Origin of the sequence: Labilibaculum euxinicum, assembly GCF_963678175.1 — a bacterium.
Taxonomy (GTDB): domain Bacteria; phylum Bacteroidota; class Bacteroidia; order Bacteroidales; family Marinifilaceae; genus Labilibaculum; species Labilibaculum euxinus.
The window spans coordinates 2,315,826-2,341,678 of sequence record NZ_OY782756.1; the positions used below are offsets into that span (position 1 = coordinate 2,315,826).

General features: G+C 37.5%; 20 protein-coding genes. 13 read left to right on the plus strand and 7 right to left on the minus strand.

Annotated elements, in window-relative coordinates; genetic code table 11:
• The first annotated feature begins 85 nt into the window (after positions 1-85).
• Both ACY0M5_RS09295 and ACY0M5_RS09300 read left to right on the plus strand, forming a co-directional pair.
• Positions 86-1,738, plus strand: a complete 1,653-nt coding sequence (locus ACY0M5_RS09295) for an alpha-amylase family glycosyl hydrolase (RefSeq protein WP_461631571.1) — start codon at positions 86-88, stop codon at positions 1,736-1,738.
• A 169-nt stretch (positions 1,739-1,907) separates the two neighbouring features.
• Complete coding sequence (locus ACY0M5_RS09300) at positions 1,908-3,284, plus strand: alpha-amylase family glycosyl hydrolase (RefSeq protein WP_461631572.1); 1,377 nt, start codon at positions 1,908-1,910, stop codon at positions 3,282-3,284.
• Positions 3,285-3,644: 360 nt separating this feature from the next.
• On the opposite strand, the gene ACY0M5_RS09305 is transcribed toward ACY0M5_RS09300, so the two are convergent.
• On the minus strand, positions 3,645-4,370 hold the full coding sequence (locus ACY0M5_RS09305) for a LytR/AlgR family response regulator transcription factor (protein WP_124991896.1): 726 nt from the start codon (positions 4,368-4,370) through the stop codon (positions 3,645-3,647).
• 108 nt (positions 4,371-4,478) lie between these two features.
• Positions 4,479-5,543, minus strand: coding sequence for a sensor histidine kinase (locus ACY0M5_RS09310; protein ID WP_461631573.1), 1,065 nt, complete (start codon positions 5,541-5,543; stop codon positions 4,479-4,481).
• 288 nt (positions 5,544-5,831) lie between these two features.
• Between ACY0M5_RS09310 and ACY0M5_RS09315 the strand changes: the two genes are divergently transcribed.
• On the plus strand, positions 5,832-7,682 hold the full coding sequence (locus tag ACY0M5_RS09315; protein ID WP_461631574.1) for a glycoside hydrolase family 13 protein: 1,851 nt from the start codon (positions 5,832-5,834) through the stop codon (positions 7,680-7,682).
• A 72-nt stretch (positions 7,683-7,754) separates the two neighbouring features.
• Here ACY0M5_RS09315 and ACY0M5_RS09320 read toward each other — a convergent pair whose 3' ends face one another.
• A complete protein-coding gene (locus ACY0M5_RS09320) occupies positions 7,755-8,201 on the minus strand; it encodes a hypothetical protein (RefSeq protein WP_461631575.1) in 447 nt (148 codons plus the stop codon).
• A gap of 243 nt (positions 8,202-8,444) precedes the next feature.
• Here ACY0M5_RS09320 and ACY0M5_RS09325 point away from each other — a divergent pair, with 243 nt between their 5' ends.
• Both ACY0M5_RS09325 and ACY0M5_RS09330 read left to right on the plus strand, forming a co-directional pair.
• Positions 8,445-9,752: a hypothetical protein gene (locus tag ACY0M5_RS09325; RefSeq protein WP_461631576.1), complete on the plus strand. Its 1,308-nt coding sequence runs from the start codon at positions 8,445-8,447 to the stop codon at positions 9,750-9,752.
• Positions 9,727-10,461, plus strand: a complete 735-nt coding sequence (locus tag ACY0M5_RS09330) for a DUF6320 domain-containing protein (protein WP_461631577.1) — start codon at positions 9,727-9,729, stop codon at positions 10,459-10,461. Before ACY0M5_RS09325 ends, ACY0M5_RS09330 begins: the two co-directional genes overlap by 26 nt.
• Here the strand turns inward: ACY0M5_RS09330 and ACY0M5_RS09335 are convergent.
• Positions 10,458-11,126, minus strand: a complete 669-nt coding sequence (locus ACY0M5_RS09335) for a CPBP family glutamic-type intramembrane protease (protein ID WP_461631578.1) — start codon at positions 11,124-11,126, stop codon at positions 10,458-10,460. The genes ACY0M5_RS09330 and ACY0M5_RS09335 overlap by 4 nt on opposite strands.
• A 9-nt stretch (positions 11,127-11,135) precedes the next feature.
• Positions 11,136-11,879 carry a slipin family protein gene (locus ACY0M5_RS09340; protein ID WP_124991903.1) on the minus strand — a complete coding sequence of 248 codons (744 nt, stop codon included), beginning with the start codon at positions 11,877-11,879 and terminating at the stop codon, positions 11,136-11,138.
• 463 nt (positions 11,880-12,342) lie between these two features.
• On the opposite strand from ACY0M5_RS09340, the gene ACY0M5_RS09345 reads away from it, so the two are divergent.
• The 8 genes from ACY0M5_RS09345 to ACY0M5_RS09380 all read left to right on the plus strand — a co-directional run bounded on the left by ACY0M5_RS09345 (position 12,343) and on the right by ACY0M5_RS09380 (position 20,898).
• Positions 12,343-13,635 carry a DUF6198 family protein gene (locus ACY0M5_RS09345; RefSeq protein WP_461631579.1) on the plus strand — a complete coding sequence of 431 codons (1,293 nt, stop codon included), beginning with the start codon at positions 12,343-12,345 and terminating at the stop codon, positions 13,633-13,635.
• 3 nt (positions 13,636-13,638) lie between these two features.
• The gene (locus tag ACY0M5_RS09350; RefSeq protein WP_461631580.1) at positions 13,639-14,220 is read left to right on the plus strand and encodes a Crp/Fnr family transcriptional regulator; all 582 of its coding nucleotides are present in this window, start codon (positions 13,639-13,641) and stop codon (positions 14,218-14,220) included.
• Positions 14,221-14,398: 178 nt separating this feature from the next.
• Positions 14,399-15,019, plus strand: a complete 621-nt coding sequence (locus tag ACY0M5_RS09355; protein WP_124991906.1) for a hypothetical protein — start codon at positions 14,399-14,401, stop codon at positions 15,017-15,019.
• A gap of 273 nt (positions 15,020-15,292) precedes the next feature.
• Complete coding sequence (locus ACY0M5_RS09360) at positions 15,293-16,789, plus strand: IMP dehydrogenase (protein WP_461631581.1); 1,497 nt, start codon at positions 15,293-15,295, stop codon at positions 16,787-16,789.
• 384 nt (positions 16,790-17,173) lie between these two features.
• Entirely contained in the window at positions 17,174-18,349 is a 1,176-nt protein-coding gene (ercA, locus tag ACY0M5_RS09365; protein WP_461631582.1) for an alcohol dehydrogenase-like regulatory protein ErcA, read from the plus strand.
• A gap of 1 nt (position 18,350) precedes the next feature.
• Positions 18,351-19,559: a PAS domain-containing sensor histidine kinase gene (locus ACY0M5_RS09370; protein ID WP_461631583.1), complete on the plus strand. Its 1,209-nt coding sequence runs from the start codon at positions 18,351-18,353 to the stop codon at positions 19,557-19,559.
• Between the two features lie 12 nt (positions 19,560-19,571).
• Positions 19,572-20,105, plus strand: a complete 534-nt coding sequence (locus tag ACY0M5_RS09375; protein ID WP_461631584.1) for a GNAT family N-acetyltransferase — start codon at positions 19,572-19,574, stop codon at positions 20,103-20,105.
• A 349-nt stretch (positions 20,106-20,454) separates the two neighbouring features.
• Positions 20,455-20,898, plus strand: coding sequence for a DMT family transporter (locus ACY0M5_RS09380; RefSeq protein ID WP_124991910.1), 444 nt, complete (start codon positions 20,455-20,457; stop codon positions 20,896-20,898).
• A gap of 1,301 nt (positions 20,899-22,199) precedes the next feature.
• On the opposite strand, the gene ACY0M5_RS09385 is transcribed toward ACY0M5_RS09380, so the two are convergent.
• Together ACY0M5_RS09385 and ACY0M5_RS09390 are read right to left on the minus strand one after the other, a co-directional pair.
• The gene (locus tag ACY0M5_RS09385; protein WP_461631585.1) at positions 22,200-24,758 is read right to left on the minus strand and encodes a M1 family metallopeptidase; all 2,559 of its coding nucleotides are present in this window, start codon (positions 24,756-24,758) and stop codon (positions 22,200-22,202) included.
• Positions 24,759-24,883: 125 nt separating this feature from the next.
• Positions 24,884-25,687 (minus strand): 2-oxoadipate dioxygenase/decarboxylase family protein, encoded by an 804-nt coding sequence (locus tag ACY0M5_RS09390; protein WP_461631586.1) that lies wholly within the window; start codon positions 25,685-25,687, stop codon positions 24,884-24,886.
• Between the last annotated feature and the right edge of the window lie 166 nt (positions 25,688-25,853).

The following is a 25,853-nucleotide window of genomic DNA, read 5'->3' on the forward strand; positions in this document are numbered from 1 at the left end:
TTCCTGCATGTGTTTAGAAAATCAGGTTTAATCATAAACAATCATAAACAATCATATAAAAGCAGCGTCTAAAACTATTGAAACAATGAAGAAATTAGGATACAGCCTATTTGTAGTATTGCTTTTTTTGCTGTCGGCTTGTTCAACATCCGAAAAGCAAATTGCAGATGCCGACAAGCCATTTGTATGGGAGGGAGCTAACTTGTACTTTTTGCTGACAGATCGCTTTTGCAACGGAACTACAGACAACGATGTGAATTTTGAGCGTGAGTTGCCTACCGGAAAACTGAGAGGTTTTGAGGGGGGTGATATTAAGGGAATTACGCAGAAAATAAAAGAAGGATATTTTAATGATCTGGGAATAAACGCCATTTGGTTTACTCCGGTAACTGAGCAGATTCACGGATCGGTTGATGAGGGAACAGGCAATACGTATGGTTTTCACGGATATTGGGCGAAAGACTGGACTGCTTTGGATCCCAACTTCGGAACGATGGAAGACTTGGCTGAACTGGTAGAGACTGCTCATGCCAACGGAATTCGGATTGTTATGGATGCCGTGATTAATCACACCGGACCGGCAACAGAGACCGACCCGGCCTGGGAAAAAGAATGGGTGAGAACCGGACCAACCTGCACTTATCAGAACTTTGAAACTACCACAGAGTGTACGTTAACCAATAATCTGCCCGATATTAAAACTGAAAGCACACAAGAAGTGACTGTTCCTGCAAGTTTGGAGGAGAAATGGAAAAATGAAGGCAGGTATGAGCAGGAAATGAAAGAACTGGATGAGTTTTTTGCCCGCACGGGATATCCCCGTACCCCAAGATACTACATGATTAAATGGTTGTGCGATTACATCATTCAGTTTGGAATTGATGGTTACCGGTCCGATACAGTGAAGCATACTGATGAAACCGTTTGGGGAGATTTCCGCAAAGAGTGTGAATATGCATTTCAGCTTTGGAAGAAAAATAATCCTGAAAAAGTGATGGACAACAACGAATTTTATTCCGTTGCAGAAGTTTATGGATATGGTATCAGTAACAAATTTATTTACGATTTTGGCGATAAGCAGGTGAACTATTATGCCAATGGATTTACCGATTTAATCAATTTTGAATTCAAACACAACGCACTATCAGGCTACGAAGAATTGTTCTCGAAATATTCTGAAATATTAAATGGCGACCTAAAAGGTTATGGAGTTTTAAACTACCTGACATCTCACGATGACGGATCACCTTTCGATCAGAAACGGGAAAAAAGTTTTGAATCGGCAAATAAATTGTTGCTGTGCCCGGGAACTTCGCAAGTGTATTATGGTGATGAAACTGCCCGGCCATTGGTCATTGAAGGAACTGTTGGCGATGCAACTTTACGTTCGTTCATGAATTGGAAAGAAGTTGAAACCGATGAGCATGCACAAGCCGTATTGGCTCACTGGCAAAAGCTTGGCAAATTCCGAAGAGATCATCCGGCAGTAGGTGCAGGAGTTCATAAAATGATTTCAGAATCACCTTACCTGTTCAGCAGAACATATAACAATGCTGAATTGCAGGATCAGGTTTTTGTAGGATTGGATTTGCCAATAGGAGAAAAAGAATTGTCAATAGCAGATTTAGAGGACGGAACCAAATTGCGTGATGCTTATTCCGGGAAGAAAACAAAAGTGGAAAACGGAAAAATAAGCATCGATACCAAATACGATATTCTATTATTGGAGTTGTTGTAATTATTCATACAATCGCCCCAAACCCCTAAAGGGGCTTTTTAAAAAATGTTAATGTAACAAATTGGGTAAAGTCCCCTTTAGGGGTCCCGAAAGCTTTCGGGATAGGGGTAAGGCTATAAAGATTTGAAACTAAAACATCACACAAACTAATCATCTAAACAAAATAGCAATGAAAAAATTTAATCACATTGTTCTGGGTTTGGCTTTGCTAACAGGAATGTTGGCATCCTGCCAAAATAAGCCGGCTAAAAAAGCTGTTGCTGAAGAAGTAAAAGTTGAAAAACCCCTTGCATGGACTCGTAATGCGAACATCTATGAAGTGAACATTCGTCAGTACACGCCTGAGGGAACGATCAATGCCTTTGTTGAACACATGCCTCGTTTAAAGGAAATGGGTGTTGATATTCTTTGGGTAATGCCTGTTTTCCCTATCTCCGAAAAAAATCGTAAAGGAAGCATGGGCAGCTATTACGCTGTATCAGATTACCGGGCAGTTAATCCTGAATTTGGAACTATGGATGATTTGAAAAACATGGTAAACAAAGCTCACGAAATGGGCATGCATGTTATTTTAGACTGGGTTGCCAATCATACTGGCTGGGACAATATTCTAATGACTGAGCATCCTGATTTTTACACAAAAAATGAAGCAGGAGAAATAGTTATTCCGGAAGGAACCGATTGGTCGGATACTGCAGACTTGAACTACGACAACAATGAACTGCGTGAGTACATGATCGGTTCATTAAAATATTGGATTGAGAATGCTGACGTTGATGGATTCCGATGCGATGTAGCAGGAATGGTTCCTACTGATTTTTGGGAGAAAGCCCGTAAAGATTTAGATGCAGTTAAGCCTGTATTCATGTTGGCCGAAGATGGTGGTCACGAATTAGTAGAGAATGCATTTGATATGGGTTATGGATGGGATTTTCATCATTTGATGAATGAGATTGCCAAAGGCGAGAAAAATGCCAACGATATTGAAGCATATTTCACCAAAATAGATACTGTTTTCCCGGCAGATTCTTACATCATGAATTTTATCACCAACCACGATGAAAACTCTTGGAACGGTACCGTTAAAGAAAGAATGGGCGATGCAGGAAATACTTTTGCAGTATTAACTTTCACCATGCCTGGAATGCCGTTGATTTACAGCGGACAGGAAGCAGGAATGGACAAGCGGTTGAAATTTTTCGAAAAAGATGATATCGATTGGAGCAACAAAAGCTTATTGCCATTCTATACACAATTACTTAGCCTGAAAAGCACAAACAAAGCTCTTCAAAATGGAGTGAAAGGTGGTGAGATTGTTCGTATTCCTTCCGACAAGAACGAAGCTGTTTATGCATTTGCCCGCGAAGCTGAAGGCGATAAAGTACTGGTGGTATTGAATCTGACTGCCGACGCTCAGGAATTTACACTTGCGTCAGAAGTACTGGCAGGCGATTACAAAGACTACTTTAGCAAGGAAGAGGTGAAATTCTCAGCAAAAGAGAAAATGTCTCTTAAAGCTTGGGAATACAAAGTGTACGTAAAATAAGCAAGACCGATTTCCGATGTTTCGGAAACCAGATACCCCAGCGAAAAGCCGTTCATCTGAACGGCTTTTCCTATTTAGTGTGATTTTTAAGGCAATTCAAAAATAAGTTTGGTGGGTATCTGGCGCAAGCCAGTCAGTCAAAAAATAGTTTGGTGATCATCTGGCACAAGCCAGACAATCAAAAATAAGTTTGGCGGCCATCTGGCACAAGCCAGGTAGTCAAAAAATAGTTTGGAGCTAGGCTGGCGCAATTTAGACGATCAAAAAAATGTTTGGTGATCATCTGGCGTGATCCAGGTAGTCAAAAAAAAGTTTGGCGGTCGTCTGGCGCGGGCCAGGCAGTCAAAAATTGATACTGTCTCAGTTGATGCTGTTTTGGTTGAGTACATCCATAACCATGCTTTTGTAATTTCGGCCAATTGGGATGTATTTTTGTTCGACTTGAACAAGGCTTGAAGTGAAACTTTCAATTTTGTCGATCGCAATAATAAATGATCTGTGTATTCTTAGGAAATTTGTTTCGGGCAGCTTTTCCTCAATGTTACTAATGGTGTTAAGAGTAACAATTTCCTGTCCGTTTTCCTGATAAATACTTACATAGTTTCGCAGGCTTTCAATGTAAAGTATTTCATTTAAGAAAACTTTTACCATTTTCTTTTCGGATTTCACGAATATAAATGCTTGATCGGTGTTGCTTTGTTCCTTTTTTTCGGGAATCTGATAATCGTGTTTTTTGAGCTTGAAATATCTGTTTACAGCTTTAATAAAGCGTTCGAAAGGAATTGGTTTGATTAAATAATCCAAGGCTTCCAGATCATAACTTTCCAAGGCATATTCTGAATAAGCAGTAGTGAAAATTACTGTTGGAGGATTGGAAATATTTCGCAGCAATTGAATTCCTGTTAATCCCGGCATTTGAATGTCCAGAAAAAGCAAATCAATTTTTTTGCTGTTTAAAACAGATAAAGCCTCAACTGCACTTTTGCATCTTCCTTCCAATTGCAAATAGTCTATTCTCTTGATATATGCCTCCATTACATCCAAAGCAAGATCTTCATCATCAACTAGTAAACATTTTACTTTCATATAACTATAATTTGTTTTTGATTTGCCATATGGTCCCGAAAGCTTTCGGGATTACCATGCTGAGACAATCATCTCTCTGTCTGTCAAAATCATTTTGGCATGGACGTTTCATAGCAATTGCAAATTTAAATGGACATTGTACGATTCCTCGGTACGATTAATTTTAAGCTCATGCTTTTCAGGATAGATTAAAGATAATCTCCTTTTTACATTTTGCAAACCAATACCACCTACCACAGCATCTTGATTGGAGCTTACTTTCGGAATGCTGTTTTCAATTTTCAGAACCAGTTTATTTGCCTTACTTCCAAGCTCGATGGTGATCCATGCATTTTTATTCAATCCTTTGGTACTGTGTTTAAAGCTGTTCTCAATAAATGGCAGAATGATCATTGGAGCAATGTGATTGCTGTCTAAATCGCCCCAAATATTCAAACTTATATCAATGCGGTCTCCATATCTTATCTTTTCCAATTCCATATAACTTTTGATGCTATCCACTTCTTTGCGTAAATCAACCTGAGTAGAATTGGTTTCGTAAAGCATGTACCGCAGTAAATACGATAGTTTAAGAATCACATCAAGTGACTGATCAGACTTTTTTAATATCAGTGAATACAAACTGTTTAGAGTATTGAAAAGAAAATGAGGTTGAACCTGATTTTTTAAAAAGATTAATTCAGCCTCTAACTTTTCTTTGGCCAGAATCTGTTCGTTCTGCTGAACTTTTGCTAAATATTCCATCAGTTTTACTGTCATGGGTAAGGCAAGTACAGCTCCTAAATTAACAGCCCCCCGAACTATTTGAGTGAGAGAAAAGGTAGATTCTTTTTGCCATTCCGGAAAAAAGAAATCAACAATAATCAGGTTATCGGTTATGCGTTGAATAAAGGCGGCAAAACCGATTAGGATAAGGAAATAAAAAAGAAATTGCCAAATTTCCCCTTTGTATAAAAACCTTGGATACAAGTAGTAAATAACAGCATAAACCAAGAGTATTTTTACCGGTAGATTGATTAGTTCGACCTTTACTGTTTTGATATAATTTGCATCGAATGTGCCCCATGCGTAAGCAAAGAAAAGTACAAATATGATCCAGTAAGTAAGGTGCTGAACAAGTCTGTTGTTTACGACTTTGGAAAGCCAGCTATTCTCAGGGGTGATGATCTGCATTTTTGTAAAGATAAATATTCCGAAACTACATATGTAAGGCATTTTACAAATATTCGCTGGATATAAAGGGAGTATTGGATATAAAACCTGCTTTTTATTACCAACTACCATTTTTATGGGATGTTTGCAAACAAGAACATTATACAGTAATCCGCAGGATTAGTTATACTGTTTGCAGTATTTATTTGCATCTCATTCAGGGGATTGGTTACTTGAACTAAAATCAAATGAAACGTTCATATATAAAGCTTTCTGGATCATATAACAAAAACTTAAAATTATAAACAGATGAAAAGAATACTCATGATTTTTTTAACCGTACTGCTGATAGGAAGCAGTACGGTATATGCAAAATACAAAATTGATCATTTGGAGCCTGCGTTTTGGTGGACCGGCATGAAGAACACGAGCCTGCAACTGTTGATTCATGGCGAGAATATTGCTGATTTAAAACCTGAGGTAAATTATGCCGGTGTCAGCATTATGAAGGTAAGCAGAGTGTCGAATGAAAACTATCTGTTTGTTGATTTAAAATTGAGTGAAATCACAAAAGCCGGAAGTTTTGATATCCTTTTTAAAAAAGGAGCGAAAACCATCCTAAAATACAAGTATCAGTTGCTGGAACGAAAAGAAGGTTCTGCCGAACGTTTAAGCTACACTCCTGCGGATGTGATGTACCTGATTACGCCGGATCGGTTTGCCAATGGCAATATGGCGAACGATAATGTAGAAGGATTACCTGAAGGTTTGGATCGTGAGCAAAAAGATGGTCGTCACGGTGGAGATATTCAGGGAATTATTGATCATTTGGATTACATTTCCGATATGGGATTTACGTCCATTTGGTCGACTCCATTGCTGGAGAATAATCAAACTTCTTATTCTTATCATGGTTATGCAATAACCAACTATTATCAAATTGACCCACGCTTTGGAACAAATGAGGATTACTGTAAATTTTCGAAACAGGCAAAGAAGAAAGGAATAGGAATCATCATGGATATTGTTTTGAACCATTGCGGTTCTGAACATTGGTGGATGAAGGATCTGCCTTCAACGGATTGGATCAATAACGAAGGGGAATTTACAAGTTGTACTCACAAGCGAACTACAGTTCAGGATCAATATGCATCGAAAGAGGATTTGAAACAGTTTTCTGATGGTTGGTTTGTAGAAAGCATGCCCGATTTGAATCAGCGCAACGAGTTCATGTCAAAATACTTGATTCAAAATACCATTTGGTGGATAGAATATGCCGACTTATATGGACTCCGTGTAGATACTTATCCATATTCGGACTCTGAATTTTTGATTGAATGGACCCGTAGAATTTTGGAAGAATATCCAAACCTAAATATTGTTGGCGAGGAGTGGAGTACCAATCCAGCCGTTGTATCCTATTGGCAAAAGGGGAAAGAAAACAAGAATGGTTATGTTTCCAACCTGCCAAGTTTAATGGATTTCCCCTTGCAAAATGCACTGGTGGAAGGTTTAACTGAAGAAGATACCTGGGGGACAGGATTCATCAAATTGTACGAGATATTGGTGAATGATGTGCAATATCCAAATCCAAATAATTTGGTCATCTTTCCTGATAACCATGATATGGCCCGAGTTTTTAATCAGCTGAATAAAGATTACGATTTGTATCGAATGGCAATGACTTACGTTCTTACGATGAGAGGAATTCCTCAAATTTATTATGGTACAGAGGTTTTAGCAAACAGCGATGCTGGAGGTGATCATGGATTGCTGCGTATGGATTTCCCCGGAGGATGGGAAGGCGATGAAGTGAATGCCTTTACAGGAAAGGGCCTGAGCACACAAGAAAAAGAAGCTCAGGATTTTTTAAAGAAATTATTAAATTGGAGAAAGACCAGTACCGTTATTCATAAAGGAAAGTTGATGCATTATACCCCTGAACATGGAATATACAGCTACTTCCGGTATACCGATAAAGGAAAAGTAATGGTGATTTTGAATAAGAATACTGAATCGGTTCACTTGCAAACAGAACGATATCATGAAATACTGAATGGGAATGAGATAGCAAAAGATATTATCTCAGGCAAAATAATTCAAATGAATGAGGGCCTAGAAGTTCCGGCCCGATCGGCAATGATTTTGGAGATAAAGTAAGAGTAAATTAGAATTAGTTAATGGCCGCGGATAGTTTCCGTGGCTTTTTTGTTGCCGGTTGGTTTCGGGGTCCTAAATACCGGTTTTTATTGCGGTATAAAATAGGGTGTAGGCAAACGACCATGCAATTTGAGAGAGGAGTAAATACAGATAGCTGATTTTCCGATGCCCGTAATATTTGGTGTTTAAAAAAACACCAATAGGAATCGACAGAAGTACTGGGGTGAGGATTGCAATACCTGCCAATCCGTAATTGTTCTTTAAAACGACTAAACGTTTGTTTCTTTTGGTGAATTTTTTTTTGATTTTCTTTTTGGATTTGAACAGATCTGACCCATATACATTAAATAGTTTGATTAAACCTTTCGAAACCAGAGTAGAGATCAGAATGCCAATGAATCCGCCGATATTTGTGTACAGGATAGTCTCAGAAAAAGACATCTGAAAAACACAGACCGCAACGGGAAAGGTTGCTGCAAATTTCCAGGTACTCGAAAGAATAATCAGGAGTGCTTTCATTGGAAGATAGGAATGGTGAATCAGTTAGGTGCAAAGTATCTTAGTTTAAAGGTCAGAATAGAGAGTCGTAACTCCTACAGATTTTAAGCGGTATTTCAATTTAGAGTTAATGAATTTGCCTGTGTGCTTGGATTGTTATGCTTTGAATATCCTGCAAGTTATGAAATTAGCCAATGAAAGCGTCTTTTTTTCCGTAACTTACAAGGGATAAAGAAGGATTTTCGTTAAAAACTTACTGTTGTAATGGATAAAAAAATAAGTTTTTGGGCACCTCTTGACAATGCAGCAAAAATATTTCCAGCCATACGCTCAAAAGAACATTCTACAGTTGCACGAATTACCGCAGTTCTTAACGAGCGGGTTGCTATTAAACACCTTTTTTCGGCGATTGAACTGGCCGAAAAAAGATTCCCTTATTTTAAAGTAAGTCTTCGGAAAGGATTTTTCTGGTATTACCTGGAGCAGATTGATGATCCCGTTAAAGTGACAGGAGATACTGGTCGGCTTTGTCAGGCATTCGACAGGAAGGATTCAAATAAGCTTCTCTTTCGTATTTTGGTTCGTAAGAATGAAATCAGTGTTGAGTTTTCCCATATTCTTACCGATGGAGCTGGCCTGCTGCAATTTCTTAAGGCCATTCTGATTTATTACTTTAATGAAAAAGGAATGATTCCTGAGGAGCAGATAGATCCGTTTTATACCAGCAAAGCCAATCCCGAAGAATTTGAAGATGCTTACAACCGATACTTCAAAGAGAAAATACCACACGTAATCCGTCAGCAAAAAGCTTTTCATTTGCCTTTTGATTTGAATCCCAAACCCCGTTTTGATGTGCTTTTGGCAATGATTTCAACCAAAGAATTGAAGGAGAGAGCAAGTGAAAAATCGGTTAGTATTACCATCTTTCTGGTGGCCGTTTATCTTTTGGTGCTTCAGGATATTTTTCATGAATGTAAGGCCAAAGGAAAAGGAGTTCGTCGTAAATTGGCCAGAATTCAGGTTCCGATCAATTTGCGGAACATCTACCCAACGAAAACCATGCGGAATTTTTCTCTCTTTGTTTTACCGGAACTGGATTTTAGACTGGGGCTGTACTCCTTCGATGAAATAGTGAAGATCGTGCATCATAAAATGGAATTGGAGACTGATGAAAAGCTCATCAGTAAGATTATATCGCGTAACGTTGGCGGCGAACGAAATGTTTTTGTGAGAAGTATCCCCATTCTGTTAAAGAGTCTTGTTTTGTATGCCAAGTATTATGCCGAAGGAGCCAATCAATTTAGTGGAGTGGTAACTAATTTGGGAAATACGAAAGTACCCGATGCCATAGCCGATCAAATAAACTATTTTGTGATAACACCGCCGCCACCCAATAAAAAAGTGAAGATCAATTGCGGAGTGATTGGATACAAAGACAAACTGGTTTTGAGTTTTGGCAACATAAGCAATTCAAAGGAGTTTGAACGTCGTTTTCTGCGATTTCTTGTTGAGCAAAATGTGAAGGTTAAAATTTTAAATACATATCATGAACAGCGAGATGAATTATTGTAATAAATGTGGAGTTGAACTGGATGTCAATATGAATTTTTGTCCGTTGTGTGGTTTATCTATTGGAGAAAAATCGGGAGCGGACGAACTTTCCACATCCCAACAAAAGCTCGAAAAGGATAAGATCATTGATGATTTTGAAAAACTGACCAAAGCGCAGAGGCGTAAATTGTTTTGGGAATTATCAAACATCATTCTCTTCTCGGGCATCTTGGTTACGGTTACGCTGAATCTTTTTTTGAACAAAAGCATTACCTGGTCAAGTTATAGTACTGTGGCCTCTTTGGCTGTACTTGCCAACATCAGTGTCTTTACCTTTTGGCGGCATCGAATGCTGATAATAGTGCTTGAAAGTCTTGTTTCAACTTCGCTTCTTCTTATTTTATTGGATTTGTTTAGCACCAATGTTGGTTGGGGAATCAAACTGGGTATTCCCATTCTGTTGTCATTCTATATTTTGTTATTGCTTGTAATTTGGTTGATACGTATCTCAAAACAACGGGGTTTTAATATTTTGGCGATTATCTTTTTGGCAATTGGTCTTTTCTCAATCTGTGTTGATGGTTTTGTTTCGCTCTATTTCGTTCATCAGTTTCAGATCAGATGGAGCATTATTGTGGTAACCTCCATGATTCCAATTTCAGTACTTCTCTTTTATGTTCATTATCGATTGAAAAAAGGAGTCGATTTAAGAAGATTCTTTCACATTTAAAACCAAGCGAATAACTCACTCCAAAGATCTCTCATAAGAACAAAATAGAGCAGAAAACTTCCGATCCATCCATGGGCAATGCCTATGGCCCAAAGATTTCTCCATTTAAAGTAAGCCAGCAAAAATATGGCTTCCATTGCAAAGACGAAAATCATTAAAAAGTAATTGGTATAGTGCACCAAACCGAAAAGTGTTGAGATCAAAAAAATAAGAACATATTTATTGATGCTGGGTTTTGTCAATGAAATCAGATTATTGGTAATCAGTCCGAGCATTAAATATTGTTGAACAATTCCCCAAATGGGATACAGGCAAATAATCGGCAATATATGCCAGGTAAATGTAAGAGAATGATTGAAATGAGCATAAATCAGGGAAACCGAGATGCTAACCACAACAAGAGGAAGCAGAAAGACCATTGAGTGTTTAAAATTATTTTTGGTAAATCCCCAGTGGCTCAGAACATCCCTATTGCTTGAATATCGGAAGAGAATATAAGCACCCCAAAAAATGCAGATGCCGGCAATGTAAATGGCCCGCATCAGCAACAAGTCCATCAGGATGTATTTTAGGATGCCGGTTAGGATTACGGCAATCAATTCGATACGAGGGTAATTCGTAATTCTTAGGATTTTATTTGTCGGTCTGTTCAGTAATACGTGCATAAACAGTTTTTAATCCTCCTCTTTTGGTTTCCGTGGCAACACCTCTTCGGGAAATGGGAACAGAATGGTCGAATTCTTTTCCGAAGCAATATTGGCAAGTGTTTGGTAGAGTCGTAATTTAATAGCCGATGGCGATTGATCAATCAATTTACCTGCGGCCAATAAATTTGCAGCGGCTTGTTCTTCAGCCAATGCAAGAATAATCCGTGCTCTTCTGGAGCGTTCTGCTTCGGCCTGATTGGCCATCATGCGCCTCATGTTTTCGGGCAACTGAATGTCTTTAATTTTCACATCGATAATTACAATTCCCCATACTGCGGTTTCTTTCTCTACAATTGTTTTGATATTTTTTCCCATTTCTTCTCGTTTTGATAAGATGGTATCCAGTTCCACCTTACCACACACATCGCGCAAGGCCGCCTGTGCCAACTGAGAGATGGCAAATTTGTATTCTTCCACTTCCAAAACCGCCTTTTCGGGATCGTTGATTTGAAAAAACACAACACCATCTATACTACATGGAACATTGTCTTCGGTCATCACTTCCTGAGAGTCGATATTGATGGTGATCACACGAATGTCGACAATGTTAATGGTTTCAACAATGGGAATAATCCATCTGAAACCAGGTTGCAATATTTTAATGTATTTTCCGAATCGGAATTTTAAGGCTCTTTTGTACTCGAAAATTACACGGATTCCGGCCAACAGAAAAAAGATAACGGCGACACTAAAAACGAAGAAAAAATTCATAGCGTGTGATTTTATTTGAGGTGAAAAACGATATCCGCAACTTAATATTGGAGAGCAGGACTAAAAGAATTGTTATTCTTTGCATATGAGTGGTTTACATCAATTTACGAAAAAATAGGACGGGGGGCAAAATTAGATGACACTGAAACATACAATACTTCATGCGTCTCTCTCTCGTATGAGATATTTTTTCCGGTATGAATATCCTTTTGTTTAAAAGTGAGAAGGATTATTTCTTTTCTATTGTTTGATTCAAATCAAAATCAAATAGTTTCTGTCAAATTCTCAATGTAAGAATAACTTACTACACTTATTATGATGTTAATCTATAGATGCTGTTGTTTTATAAACTAAAATTTTCAATATGTGTTTATAAACAATGGTTTATTGGAATACCGGATAGCGTATTATTAGTAATTTTGAACTTTTCATCAAGTGATTTTAGCTATTATAGTAAATGAGAATGAATAATATTACGCAACGAATTTTGGTTTTTGTTTCCGGGCTTTTCATAATGGCTTTCGGGGTAGCATTATCAGTAAAAGCGAATCTGGGAGTCTCACCTATTTCATGTATCCCATACATTTACAGTTTAAGGTATCCGCTGACAATGGGAGAGATGACTATTATTTTCAACGTTTTTCTGATCCTATTGCAAATTCTCTTATTGCGTCGAAAATATCGTTTGTTTCAATTAATACAACTTCCAGTCGTATTTGTATTTGGTTTTTTTACTGATTTCACCCTTTATTTAGTTTCAGATCTTACTTTATCAGGATACGGTTGGCAGGGATTGTTGTGTATGCTCAGTTGTGTAGTGATTGCATTTGGTGTATTTCTGGAAGTAAAAGCGGGCATCACCTATTTGCCTGGAGAAGGTTTGGCCATGGCCATAGCCGAAACATGGAAAAAGGAGTTTGGGAAAGCTAAAATTTGGGTTGACAGTTTAATGGTTATTGCAGGAATATTAAGTTCTTTTGCATTGATTCACCATTTGCAGGGAGTGAGGGAAGGAACTATTGTTGCAGCTTTATTGGTTGGTTATTTGGCAAGACTATACAGTCGTAAACTGCCGTTTTTCGATGTTTGGCTGGGCAATAAGCCACAAGAGAAAGAAAAGTCTGTAACTCCTGTTCAAGTACCAAATAAAAAATTAATTATTACCATATCCCGGGAATATGGCAGCGGAGGACATGAGATTGGACAGTTGATTGCAAAAGAACTGGGATTTTCTTTTTACGATAAAGAGTTGATTCAATTAACTACCGAGCAAAGTGGGTTCACAACTCAATATATTGAGGAGCACGAACAGAAACTGGCGCATTCTCTGTTGTATGATCTTTATGAACAGAACTATGCTTATTTAAATGAACAGCAGCCTCCTCTCGATGTGCTGTTTTTAGCGCAAAGCAAAATAATTCGAGAAATATGTGAGAAAGAATCTTGTGTTATTGTAGGGCGGTGCGCCAACTTTGTGTTAAAGGATCATCCTGATTGTTTTACTGTATTTATACATGCAGGCAATGAATACCGAAAAAATAAAATTGTTGAGGAATATGACTTGGAGGCTCGGGTAACAGATCAATTATTAGAAAAGGCAGATCGCGAACGGGCTAACTATTGCAGCCATTTTACGGGTAAAAATTGGAACAATGCAAAAAATTATCATTTAGCTGTTAATAGCTCACATTATAGATCAGAGAAAGTTGCCCGGATGATTATTGAGGCAGTAAGAGAAAAAATTCCCAAGAAGTAGTTTATGGATCAGCTAAGTAGAATAAAAAAGAGCATTGACTCAATTGTTTCGTTAACAGATGAGGAATTATTGATATTCTCTTCTTGTCTGGAAGTGAAAGCCATCAATAAAAATGAACTCTTTTTACAGGAAGGGAAGGTGTGTGATTTTATCGGGTTTGTCAATTTTGGAATGTTGATTTATTTCAAAACCTTGGAAAATGGCAACGAACTGACAACAGATTTTGCATTTGAATGCGATTGGGTAACGATTAACGAAAGCCGTTTGAGTAATTTGCCGTCATTAATCAATATTAAGGCCATCGAAAACTCTGAATTGTTAGTGATTAAACAGCAGGATTTGTCCAGGCTATATATAAAAATTCCGAAATTGGAGCGTCTGGGCCGAATCTTAATGGAACAATCATTTGTGAAGATTGCTCAGCAGAGTATCGATTTGCAAGTGCTTTCGGCAAAGGAGCGATATGAAAGCTTATTGTGCAATCATCCTGAAATCTTTCAAAAGGTGCCGCAATACCATATTGCCAATTATTTGGGTATTGCTCCAAAGTCGTTAAGCCGAATTCGCAAAGAGTTTTTTCAGTAAATTAATTTGGTAACAATTGTGGAGGGATCTCACTTCCTTATATGCCGATATTTGTATCGTAAACAGTAACACTTTATGATATAACGAGCATAATAAATTTAGGATTCAAATTCACAAACAGGAGGCTGATTAAATTTATTTGCGAGTTCCATCTTACGAATGAAAATAAATGTAAAAGATGAAAAAGCAATCCTTTCTTTTTGTGGTAATAATAGCTTTAGCCACAACAGTTTCAGCACAATCGAAAACCGTTGAATCAACTTGCAGCAAATCAAACTTTGCTTCCCAAACCGATAGTATAACAACCAAACAAACCGTAGGTATTGCCATTGATCTGCTTCCTCCAATTATGAGTGCCACAACCGGCAATCTGGGGTATTCGGCTCAATTGTGGTATGGATACAGGAAATTTCGGGTTCGCGGAGTAATTGCAGGTTTTCAGATGCCCGATAAATTGATGGGGAATAATGATTTTAAAGATTTGAAAACAACAGCCACAGCTTTGATTTTTGATTGTTTCAAAAACAACAATTTTGAAGGTTGGTGGCTGGGAGCAGGGGCAGAAATGTGGGACAACACAATCAGCTCGAAAATTGACAACAGGAGTTATGATTTTACAAATTATGTGATTACGGCCGGTAGTGGATACATCATCAAGTTGCATAAAAACTTCTACATTGAGCCTTGGGCTGCCCTGCACTATGTGTTAAATAACGAAAAAGTATCAGTTGGTACTACAGAATACAAAACCAAAAAGATTCAGGGGGAAGTATCGTTGAAAGTGGGTTGGCATTTTTAAGTGCATCAGCTAAATAATCGTAAAACAGAAGAATTGTACGTATTTTTAAAAGTATTTGGGAGTATTATTGATTTTCAATTTTGTAATTTGAAGAATGGATTTAAGTCTCGTTAAGTTTTTGTATAATAGTGTTTTAGATTGGCTTATGAGAGGTTGTTGTCTGTGGGTAAATCAGATTGTTTTAATTTTTAAGCCTGTTTGATTTAATAGAGACAGGATGTTTTTATACCTTCGTAAAATTTTTTATTTGAACAACCATTGAATAGAACAACTATGGCTACGATTATTAATGACGTTTCGAGAACCTTTAGTGAGTATTTAATTATTCCAGGACTAACTGCGGTCAATTGCACACCTGACAAAGTTAGCTTGATGACTCCATTGGTTAAATTTAAAAAAGGAGAATCTTCCAGAATCAATCTGAAAACACCTTTTGTATCTGCAATTATGCAATCTGTTTCCGATGATGGAATGGCTATTGCCTTGGCAAAAGAGGGTGGTGTGTCGTTTATTTTCGGTTCTCAGTCAATCGAGGAGCAGGCCAAAATGGTTAAGAAAGTAAAAAAACACAAAGCTGGTTTTGTAGAGAGCCGTGCTAATATTATGCCTGAACAAACTTTACAGGATGTAATTGCTTTAAAAGAAGAAACTGGATTTTCAACAATTGGAGTAACCAGTGATGGATCCGCAAATGGAAAATTTCTAGGGATCGTTACTGGCCGCGATTATCGATTAAGTAAGGATAGTTTGGATAAGAAGGTAAAAGAGTTCATGACTCCTATAGAGAATCTTGCTGTAGGTGAATATGGAATTAGCTTGACTGAGGCAAATGATATTATCTGGGATCACAAGTTAAATACCTTGCCTGTTATCGATAAAAAACAAAACCTGAAATACTTTGTTTTTAGAAAAGACTACGATAATCACAAAGAGTATCCGAATGAATTGCTGGATGATCATAAAAGACTAATTGTAGGCGCAGGTATTAATACCCGTGATTTTGAAGAGCGCGTACCTGCTTTGGTTGAAGCTGGTGTTGATGTTTTGTGTATCGATTCATCGGATGGTTTTTCGGAATGGCAGAAAATTACCATAGAATATATAAAAGAACATTATAAGGGTAAGGTAGCTGTTGGAGCAGGAAACGTGGTTGATAAAGCTGGTTTTTTATATTTAGCCGAGGCTGGTGCCGATTTTGTTAAAGTTGGAGTAGGTGGTGGATCTATTTGCATTACCCGCGAGCAAAAAGGAATTGGCAGAGGTCAGGCAACAGCTTTAATTGAAGTAGCCGAAGCCCGCGATGAATATTTTAAGAAGACCGGTGAGTACATTCCTATTTGTTCCGATGGTGGAATTGTGATGGATTATCACATGACCCTTGCTTTGGCAATGGGTGCTGATTTTATGATGATGGGAAGATATTTTGCCCGTTTTGACGAGAGTCCGACCAGAAAACTATTAATTGGCAGTAACTATGTGAAGGAATATTGGGGCGAAGGTTCGAACAGAGCAAGAAACTGGCAGCGATATGATATGGGAGGTAAGAACAGTCTTAAGTTTGAAGAAGGTGTGGATAGTTTCGTTCCTTACGCCGGTAAATTGAAAGACAATTTAGATATTACCACAGGTAAAATTAAATCTACCATGTGTAGTTGTGGTGTTGCAACAATTTCTGCATTGCAGGCTGAAGCAAAAATTACCTTGGTTTCATCTACAAGTATTATCGAAGGTGGTGCTCATGATGTTATCGTTAAAGACACAAAGAACTAAACGATTTAACTTTAAGTATATTTCCAGACCAAGCTCTTTAGCTTGGTCTTTTTTTGTATCTGCTAATCTTTTAGTATTTTGATGAAAAGGGCGTAGAGTATATCTGCATATTTGAATGGACAACAATTGAATCAGTGATTTGGAAAGTTTTTTTTGCACAGCTTCCTTCCTGATATTACATTGAAACATCGAAGTATAAGCTTCGATTTCGGATCTCATTTTTCCTAAATTTTGCTTTTTAAAGAAATTCATTTGTTGTGAGATTCTAATTGGGTGAATATTAATGTAAATATGTACATATTCACTATCTTTAAAAGTTACCGCTAAAAAACTTCTTTATCTGGGAGGTATTATACGTATTGCTAACCTTTTAAAATATTCGTAATGAATAAAGAATTCGATGATATACAATTGGAAATTAGAAAATTTGTAGCTCCGGAATATATTTTTGGACTCGATTCAAGAGTTTACGTGGGTTTGTATTGTCAAAAGCTTGGCGGACGGAAAGTTTTGTTAGTTACCGACAACATAATTTTAAAATCACCATGGATATTGGAGGCGGAAGGTAAGTTGAAGGAAGCTGAAATTGACTATGTGATTTTCTCCAATGTTTCTCCTAATCCCAGAAATTACGAAGTAATGGAGGGAGCACAAATGTATAGCCAAAACAAGTGCAATATGATTCTGGCAATTGGAGGAGGGAGTGTTATCGACTGTGCGAAAGGAATTGGAATTATAGCTAACAACGGTGGAGATATCAGAGATTTTGAAGGAGTAGACAAAATATATAAGCCCATGCCTCCCTTAGTGTGTATTCCAACTACAGGAGGAACCTCAGCCGATGTTTCTCAGTTCGCAATCATCAATAATTACGAAGAGAAGTATAAGATGGCTATTATTAGTAAGGCAACTGTACCTGATGTGGCACTGATTGATCCCTATGTATTAACGAGTATGAATAAGCATTTAAGCGCTTGCACCGGAATTGATGCCCTTTCTCACGCCTTTGAGGCGTTTGTATCTAATGCAAATTCAGCATTTACCGATTTATACGCACTCGAGGCAATCCGATTGCTGGATAAAAATTTATTGTCATCAGTACAAGAACCAAACAATTTGCAGGCAAGAGGAAAAGTAATGTTGGCAAGTCTTTATGCAGGATTGGCATTTTCAAATGCCAGTTTGGGATGCATTCATTCAATGGCTCATAGTTTGGGCGGGTATTTAGATTTACCACATGGTGAGTGTAATGCCATATTATTGCCACACGTTGTGAACTATAACTTTGATAAAGCCTCTGACAGATATAAAAAAATCGCAGAAACTCTGCAATTATCATCGGTGGGGATTAATAATCAGGAAAACAAAAAATCTCTGATGAACTACCTTTTTCAAATGAACAAAACATTAGGCGTTGATAAAACTCTTCAGCAAAAGGGGGTAACTTTAGATATAATTTCTGTCTTGTCAGGCAAAGCAATTCAAGATCCGTGTAATGCAACAAATCCGAGACCTCCGGTAAAAAAAGATTTGGAAGTTATTTATAAAGAAGCTTTATAATATGGAAGATAAATGGATTAGCGACCGAAATAAAATAATAGGCTTAGGTGAGAATTCACATAGGAAAAGCTACTATCCAGAGCTGCAAAATAAAATTGAAGAGCTGGAAGCTTCACGGAAGAATATGGATACCATTTTAAACAGCACCAGCGATGGAATAATCATTCATGATATTTTGGGTGATATTTTATTTTTAAACAAGCCTGCTGAATTATTGTTGAATGCTGAATTGGGTGATAATTTAACGGTAATGGATATATCGGCCACCCAAAACAATATCGATAGTCTGCATGATATTTGGGACAAAGTAAGAAATGACAACCCGCAAACAATAGAATGGATTGTTTTACAAAATAAGACTAGAAAAGAAATACCCGTTCAGATTTCTATTAATAATACTTTTTGGAATGGGTTAGATGTTTTTGTAGCAGTTATTCGCGATTTTACGGTGCGCAAAGAATATGAAGAAAAGCTGTTGGAAGCTAAAAAAAAGGCAGAAGAAAGTGATCACTTAAAAACAGCTTTTTTACAGAATATGTCTCATGAAATTCGAACCCCCATGAATTCCATTATAGGGTTTTCGGCTTTACTTAACGAATCGGATTTATTACCTGAAAAACGTAAAAAATTTACATCTATAATAATTGATAATGGAAATCAGCTTCTATCAATCGTAAACGATATACTCACCATTTCTACTTTACAAACAAAGCAGGATAAGGTTTATCTGGAATCAACCGATGTTAATCAGGTTTTATCAGATTTATTGATTATTTACGAAAAACAGGCATTTTCCCGCCATTTATCAATTCAGCTTCATCGAGCACTATCCGATAAGGAATCGGTTGTATTTACTGATAAAACTAAAATAATTCAGATTTTAACTAATTTACTGAACAATGCTTTTAAATTTATTCATGAAGGTAGTATCGAGTTTGGATATCGGCTGATTGATGGGGATATAGTTTTTTATGTAACTGATAGTGGTATTGGCATATCGGAAGAGATGCAAACCATAATTTTTGAACGGTTTATGCAGGCAAGTGATTTTGTGATGTCAAATTATGGCGGGAATGGATTAGGTTTAGCCATTTCAAAAGAATTCGTCGATTTGCTGGGTGGTAAAATTTGGGTGGAATCTGATGTAAACAAAGGCTCAACATTTTATTTTAGCATTAAGTACCTTCCTGTAAATAAAGAACCATACTAACTAATAATTACAGTGAAAAGAGTTAGACTAACACAAACGGATAATACTGGTTTTTTGCAGGCTTGGGAATTGTATGGGGATGCTTTCCCTGAGGAGGAACGCCGGGAGCTTGATTTACAGAAACAGATAATAAATCATGCAAATTATCATTTTGATATTGTGATTGTTGATGAGGTTTTTTCAGGTTTTATATTGTGGTGGCAATTTGAAGGACTAAGGTACATAGAACATTTGGCAATACCGATTGAATACAGGGGTAGAGGATATGGTAAAACAGTGATTGAGCAGTTGATTTCTGAGAGTCGCGATGATATAATACTGGAGGTGGAATTGCCGGATTGTGATAGCAGTAAGCGACGAATCGATTTTTACGAACGACTCGGATTTAAACTCAATACAATTGATTACAAACAACTCCCAATGCGAAAAAATGGTATTTCGCCTGAGATGTTTCTAATGACGTATCCCGATGAGCTAACAGCAGTAAAGCTGTCTTTTTTCAAAAAGAGTTTCAAAAGAATATGTTATGCTCCATATTTTGAATAGCTTAACTACTCACAAGCTATAATAAAACTGGTAATTAAAAATTACTAAAACCAAAGCTGTCAAACGTAAATCAGAAGATCAGGTTTTTAGTTCTGACTGCTTTCTTGTCCAATTAAAAGATGACGAAAATCTCCGGGAAATAAGCTCACCAAACAAAAAGATTGCTTATATGTGGGTAGTATCTCTATTTTTGTATAATTGTTTTTAGCAGGAGAATAAGTTTGGTAAAATGCTGCATCCAATTTTCAGGCATGGGACAGCGAAAGTACAGAAGATTTTTTTTTATTGTTTATCGAGAGGTCCCCGAGAACTTTAAATTCCTATTTTTGTTTTCAAATTTACGATTCGTATGAGATATTTTTTGATGTTGTTGGCTCTTGCTGTTGGTTGTTTGTTGCCAGTTCAGGCGAGTATAAATGCAAAGTTAGGTGTGTTTTTAAAAGCGCCGCTTATGGCAGCTTTGGTTAATTTTATGGTGGGAGGTTTTGTCCTTTTACTGGTAATTTTGGGCACCCGTACTCCAAATAACTTATTACTGGCAGCAAAGGAAGCTCCAATATATGCATGGATTGGCGGAATGATGGGCTCTATATTTGTTGGTTCAGTTATTTTTCTGATTCCACGACTGGGGGCAGCCTTAAGCTTTGGATTAATTGTAGCCGGTCAGTTGGTTTTCTCACTGGTTTTGGATCATTTTGGCATGTTTGGAGTACCTGTTCAACCCATTAACTGGGGACGTATTTTAGGAGTTTTACTCATCTTCGCAGGAATATTGGTGGTACAGAAGTTCTAAATGTAAAGCAGGTTGAAAAGCTGGTACTTTTAATACCCAGCGGACACCTTTATGCCGAAGATGCGCTTTATTTTATTTCCCTTGATAAAACTTTATCTGAAAAGTTAACATTTGGAATTACTACTGCCATTCCATTTAAAAAGAAGTTTACCAATAATAGTTACGAAACAATTGGAAATCATTTTACTGAAACTGATGAAAGTAACATCGTAATGTCTGCAATTCCAATCTGGTTTAAACTTAAATATACTTTTGCTTCGGGTAAAAAAGTGAATAGAATAAATCGAACCGATGATTTTAAAGAGAACAAGTTGAAAAAAGGATTTTAGTATCGCGTTATGTGCTTATTGTTTTTGATCAGTAAGATCTTTTAAAACCCATTAAATAAGCGTATAGGTAATTCAGAAGTTTTAAAGTTCTGATCAAACTTAATAAATCAATATACCTCTGCCTGTTTTAATGCACTTTTTAGTCACCTCACTCTAGCCTCTCATGAGGGAGGTAACTGCGAAAATGCAATCAGTAAAAACTCTCCTCCTCCCCACTTCTTACTTGCCGTTTTAGGTTTATCTGTTTGAGGAATCAGTTTCGGTTTGTCGGGCATCGCACAAGTATAAACTTAGGGCGGAACGCTTCAAACTTGTGGCGGAACACTTCAGACTTACGGCGGAATGCTTCAGACTTACGCCGGAACGCTTCAAACTTAGGGCGGAATACTTCAGACTTACGCCGGAACACTTCAGACTTGTTTGATAACTGTCTTCTCCTGAAATAGCTTGACAGATTATTACTTAATTTATGATAGTAGTATTGTTTTTTAATCTATCTGCGGTTGAACAAATTTATAAAAATCTTTTTACTGCTATCTTAACGGCAAAAGATTCTTATTTCTGATCCGGCATTACAGTTTCAGAGATAAGCCTAAAATTGTAACCCAGGAGTCTCTTAATTTCTGAAAATTCATACTTTCTTCAATTTTATTCCTGATTTTTCATTACGCCTTTTTCAGGTATTCCTGAATTTTGTTTCTTGGTAAATTGTCTCTTTTTCCAATGTTTCTTAAGGCTGCCTGTCATTTGATGCGCTTGGTTTGGAAACATCATATCTACACTTCTGTGCGGTCTTTGATTGTTGTATTTGTTAATAGCTGTTTTTACTGCCTCTAAAGCAGTGTGATAATCTGTCTTCTCCTGAAATAGCTATAATTTAGGCAGTTGATTATTCCTCTTTAGAACTTGTTACTTCTTCCTTTTTTTCTCCTTTTTCCTTGGGACTTGATCCTTTTCCCTTGAAACTTGTCCTTATTCCTTCCTCAGCACCAAATCCGAAGCCTGCAGAATCTTTAATTTTAAATTCTCAGGATAATCAGGATGTTCAGCCAAAAACCGACGGGTAATATCTCCTGCTTCTTTTGATTGAAGTCCACTATAACTGGCACTTAACCAATTGGCAGGAAAGAAAATATCTCCGGTAACCTGAATCTCTTCCAGTAATTCCAAAGCCTGAGGCAAGTAGGTTAATGCTTCCTTTTCCCGCAACGGATGATTCAGATAGCTTAAGCCATCTAAAACCCAGTGCTCAATTTCTCTGTTTTCCGCTTTGTGCAGACTCGCAAAGAACCCTTCGCGAACTTGCTGATTGGCCGACAGGGCAGGAGCTGCAAATTGCAAGCGTTTTTTACGATCAGGGTTTTTAATTCGTTCGATTTGTGTGGCAACAAGCTCTTCTGCTTTTTCAGGCATTTTAATGGCCAAATTAGCAGCTAAATCAGTTGCCTTGGTTTCCGAAAGACTGAATCCGCCAATTTTGGTTTCATCTTTCCAAGCATTAAAGAGTTGTTCCAAACGCACTTTGCTTTCGGCAATACTGCTTAATGTACTGAATAAGCTCGATTTCTTGCTCATGTCCTTCTCCTCATTTAGTTGAACCCAAAGGCTGTCTTCCAAATGTTTCCCAATTTGTAACCTTTCTTCGGCACTTACATGAAGCCAATAAGCGGACTGCATATAAGATAACATGCGTTCCAAAATCAATGCGTTTTTTTCCTTTGCCAATTGTTTTTCGGCAGCAAGCACAAATTCTTTTCCGTTTATTTCTCCTTCACAAAGATTCTCATACAGGTTGATCCACGCCACTCCACGCACCAAATCATCTTTAATTTTGTGCATGTTTTCAAGAAGGAATTGCTTGGTTTTGGCATCTAGTTTAAAAAAACCATAAGCATTGCCTTTTCCATTAGGGATGATGTAGTCGGGTGTTTTTTTGCCTGTTACTTCGGGAATCGAAAGCTGTGGCTGATTAAATTTCACAGATACTACTTCACTTGTTTCTTCATAGCCTAAAAGGATGTTTAAATCCTGGTTCCAGTCACCGGCATTTCCTTTGGCATCACTTTGCGTGATTGTCAAATCAGTAATCAAACCATTTTCACTTGAAATTGATGATGTTATTGCAGGCCTTCCTGCCTTGTCAACCCAAACCTTGCTCCATTGCTTTAAATCACTCGAAGTAGTTTCGTCTAAAATCGCAATCAAATCTTCCCAGCTGGCATTGCCGTAGGCATATTTTTTTAGATAGGTTTGCAAGCCTTTTTGCAGTTCTTCTTCACCCGTAATCCGTTCCAGCATATCCATTACAATGGGCGATTTGTGATAAATAATGCTTCCGTAAACCGATCCGGCATCTTTTAGGTTGGGTAATACCTGATTAATTGCATTGGCTCCGCTTGTGCGGTCAACTGCATAGGAACTCGGGAAATGAGCCATCTTAAATTTCAGTGCATGGTTCATATCCGGAAAGCTTGGGTTGGTAATTTTATCGGCAAGGAAATTGGCAAAAACCTCTTTCAGCCAAACCTGATCGAACCATTTCATAGTCACTAAATCGCCAAACCACATGTGAGCTGTTTCGTGGGCAATTAAATTTGCCCGGTACAATCTGTCGTTTTTGCTTGCATTTTTATCCAAAAACAATTTGGAAGCATTGTACAGTGTCGCTCCCGTGTGCTCCATTCCGCCATATTGAAAGGATGGAATCACCACAATATCATACTTTCCAAAAGGATAGGGTATATCGGTATATTCTTCCAGCCAATCGAGTGATTGAAACAACAAACGAAAGATTTCATCGGTATTACCGGCCAATTTTTCGGGATCGGTTTCGCGGTGATACATGGTGTGTTGATGTCCATTATGTTTGCGCGTTATGGTTTCGAATTTACCGGCTGCAAAAGAGAACAGGTAGGTAGGCAGTTCTTTCGTGGTAAGAAATTTATAATGGCTTTTGTTTGCGTCTTCTTTAACTGATTCAATTTTACCATTGGCTATTGCCTTCCAGTTTTTTGGCACACTTAATGCCAATTGAAATTTGGCTTTTAGATTTGGCTGATCGAAGCATGGAAATACTGTTCTCGCTCTGTCCGGTACAAACAAGGTATACAGAAACTCATCGTTGCGATTCAAGGAGCTGTTTCCGGCTGTAAATTCAATTTCAATTTGATTTTTACCTTTTATCAATTCCCCTTTCGGGATAATCAAATGCTCTGATTCAAAATGGTAGCCTGAATCTTTTCCATTGCAGATTACTTGATGGAGTAAGCTGGGATCTTCACGAAAATCAATTTGAAGATCCTGATCGGTTGATTGCAATTCGAAACTGATTTTATTGCTTCCCGGAATTGTTTTATTACGATCCTCAGGGATATCAAAATTCAGCTGATATTCCAGATTGGAGATATTCGCTTTTCGGTATGCTGCCATTGTTTTGGCTATGCCTGTTTCAATGTTTAATTGTTTTGTGTTTGCGGTGCATGCCGAAAAAAGCAATGCAATAAAAAGGAATAGTATTGATGTATTTTTCATGTTGTAGGTTTAAGTTAGAGGAGGTAAAGATAAAAGTTTATGGAACAAAGAGGAATGATGAAAAGCAAAAAGCCCACTCGAAACAGATTTGTTCGGCGGGCTGATACATTGTGGTAAATTTCAACTTATTTTTCTCTAAAATTACTGCTGTCAAAAATTTTATTGGCATTGGCTGCGATAAAGCTTGAGAATAGCTGTCCGTTTTCATCCGGATAACGAATGGCAAATTCATAGAAGCATGCAGGTATTTCGTATACACCTTCTTCAAATTCAACTTTAATAATCTCGGAAAGGGTAGAGGACTGCTGCAGAAGCTTTTTAGGTGTGCCTTTAATTTCACCTCCCGAGGTGTTCATTTCAAAACCATTGTCTTTAATGAATTGATTCACCTTCTCGATGCTATTGTATTTCTGAAGTGCATTGATGCTAACCGTAAAGTGATTCACCCTAAATCCGTGAACGTAAAGCCAGGCCGCATATTCCGATTCGTTCCGCAAAGATTGATAATCGGCATAGCTTGGTTTTCCCCAAACACTTCCTTTGTGAATCAAATCGGGATCAGCATAATAGGCATTGCCCACTGAATTGAGTCTTCTTTTTATAGTCTTCTGAAATTCTTCGGAGAATTTGGAAAGTATTAATTCTGATATAAATACCCTTGGTGCATTTTCCTCACTTGGGTGTTCCAAATGAACGGCGTTCAAGTGCTTATCTTCGAATACATATTCTCCTTTAAATTCGTAGCCTGCTTTTATAAATTTCTTTGCCAAAACCTGAATGTTCATTCTTGGGTCATCGAAGGTTCGAAAAGCTACATGGTCATTAATTACCTGTTCCCCTTCTTTGGTGAATAAATCATGTATAGCCTGGGCAGAAGGATTTTGTTTTGTGTATTCCTTCCATAGCCTATGGAATATTTCTTGTTGCATAATCTGTATTTTAGTTAGTTGTACAGTAATTTATGAATTTTAATTGACTGGATTTATGTTTGAGGTCAGATTTCTTTTAAACATTTGCTCATGTACTATTGAAAATGCAAAAAAAATAACAAAAAAGGGTCTGTAGTCTTTAATTGTCAGGAAAGTATCGTCTAGA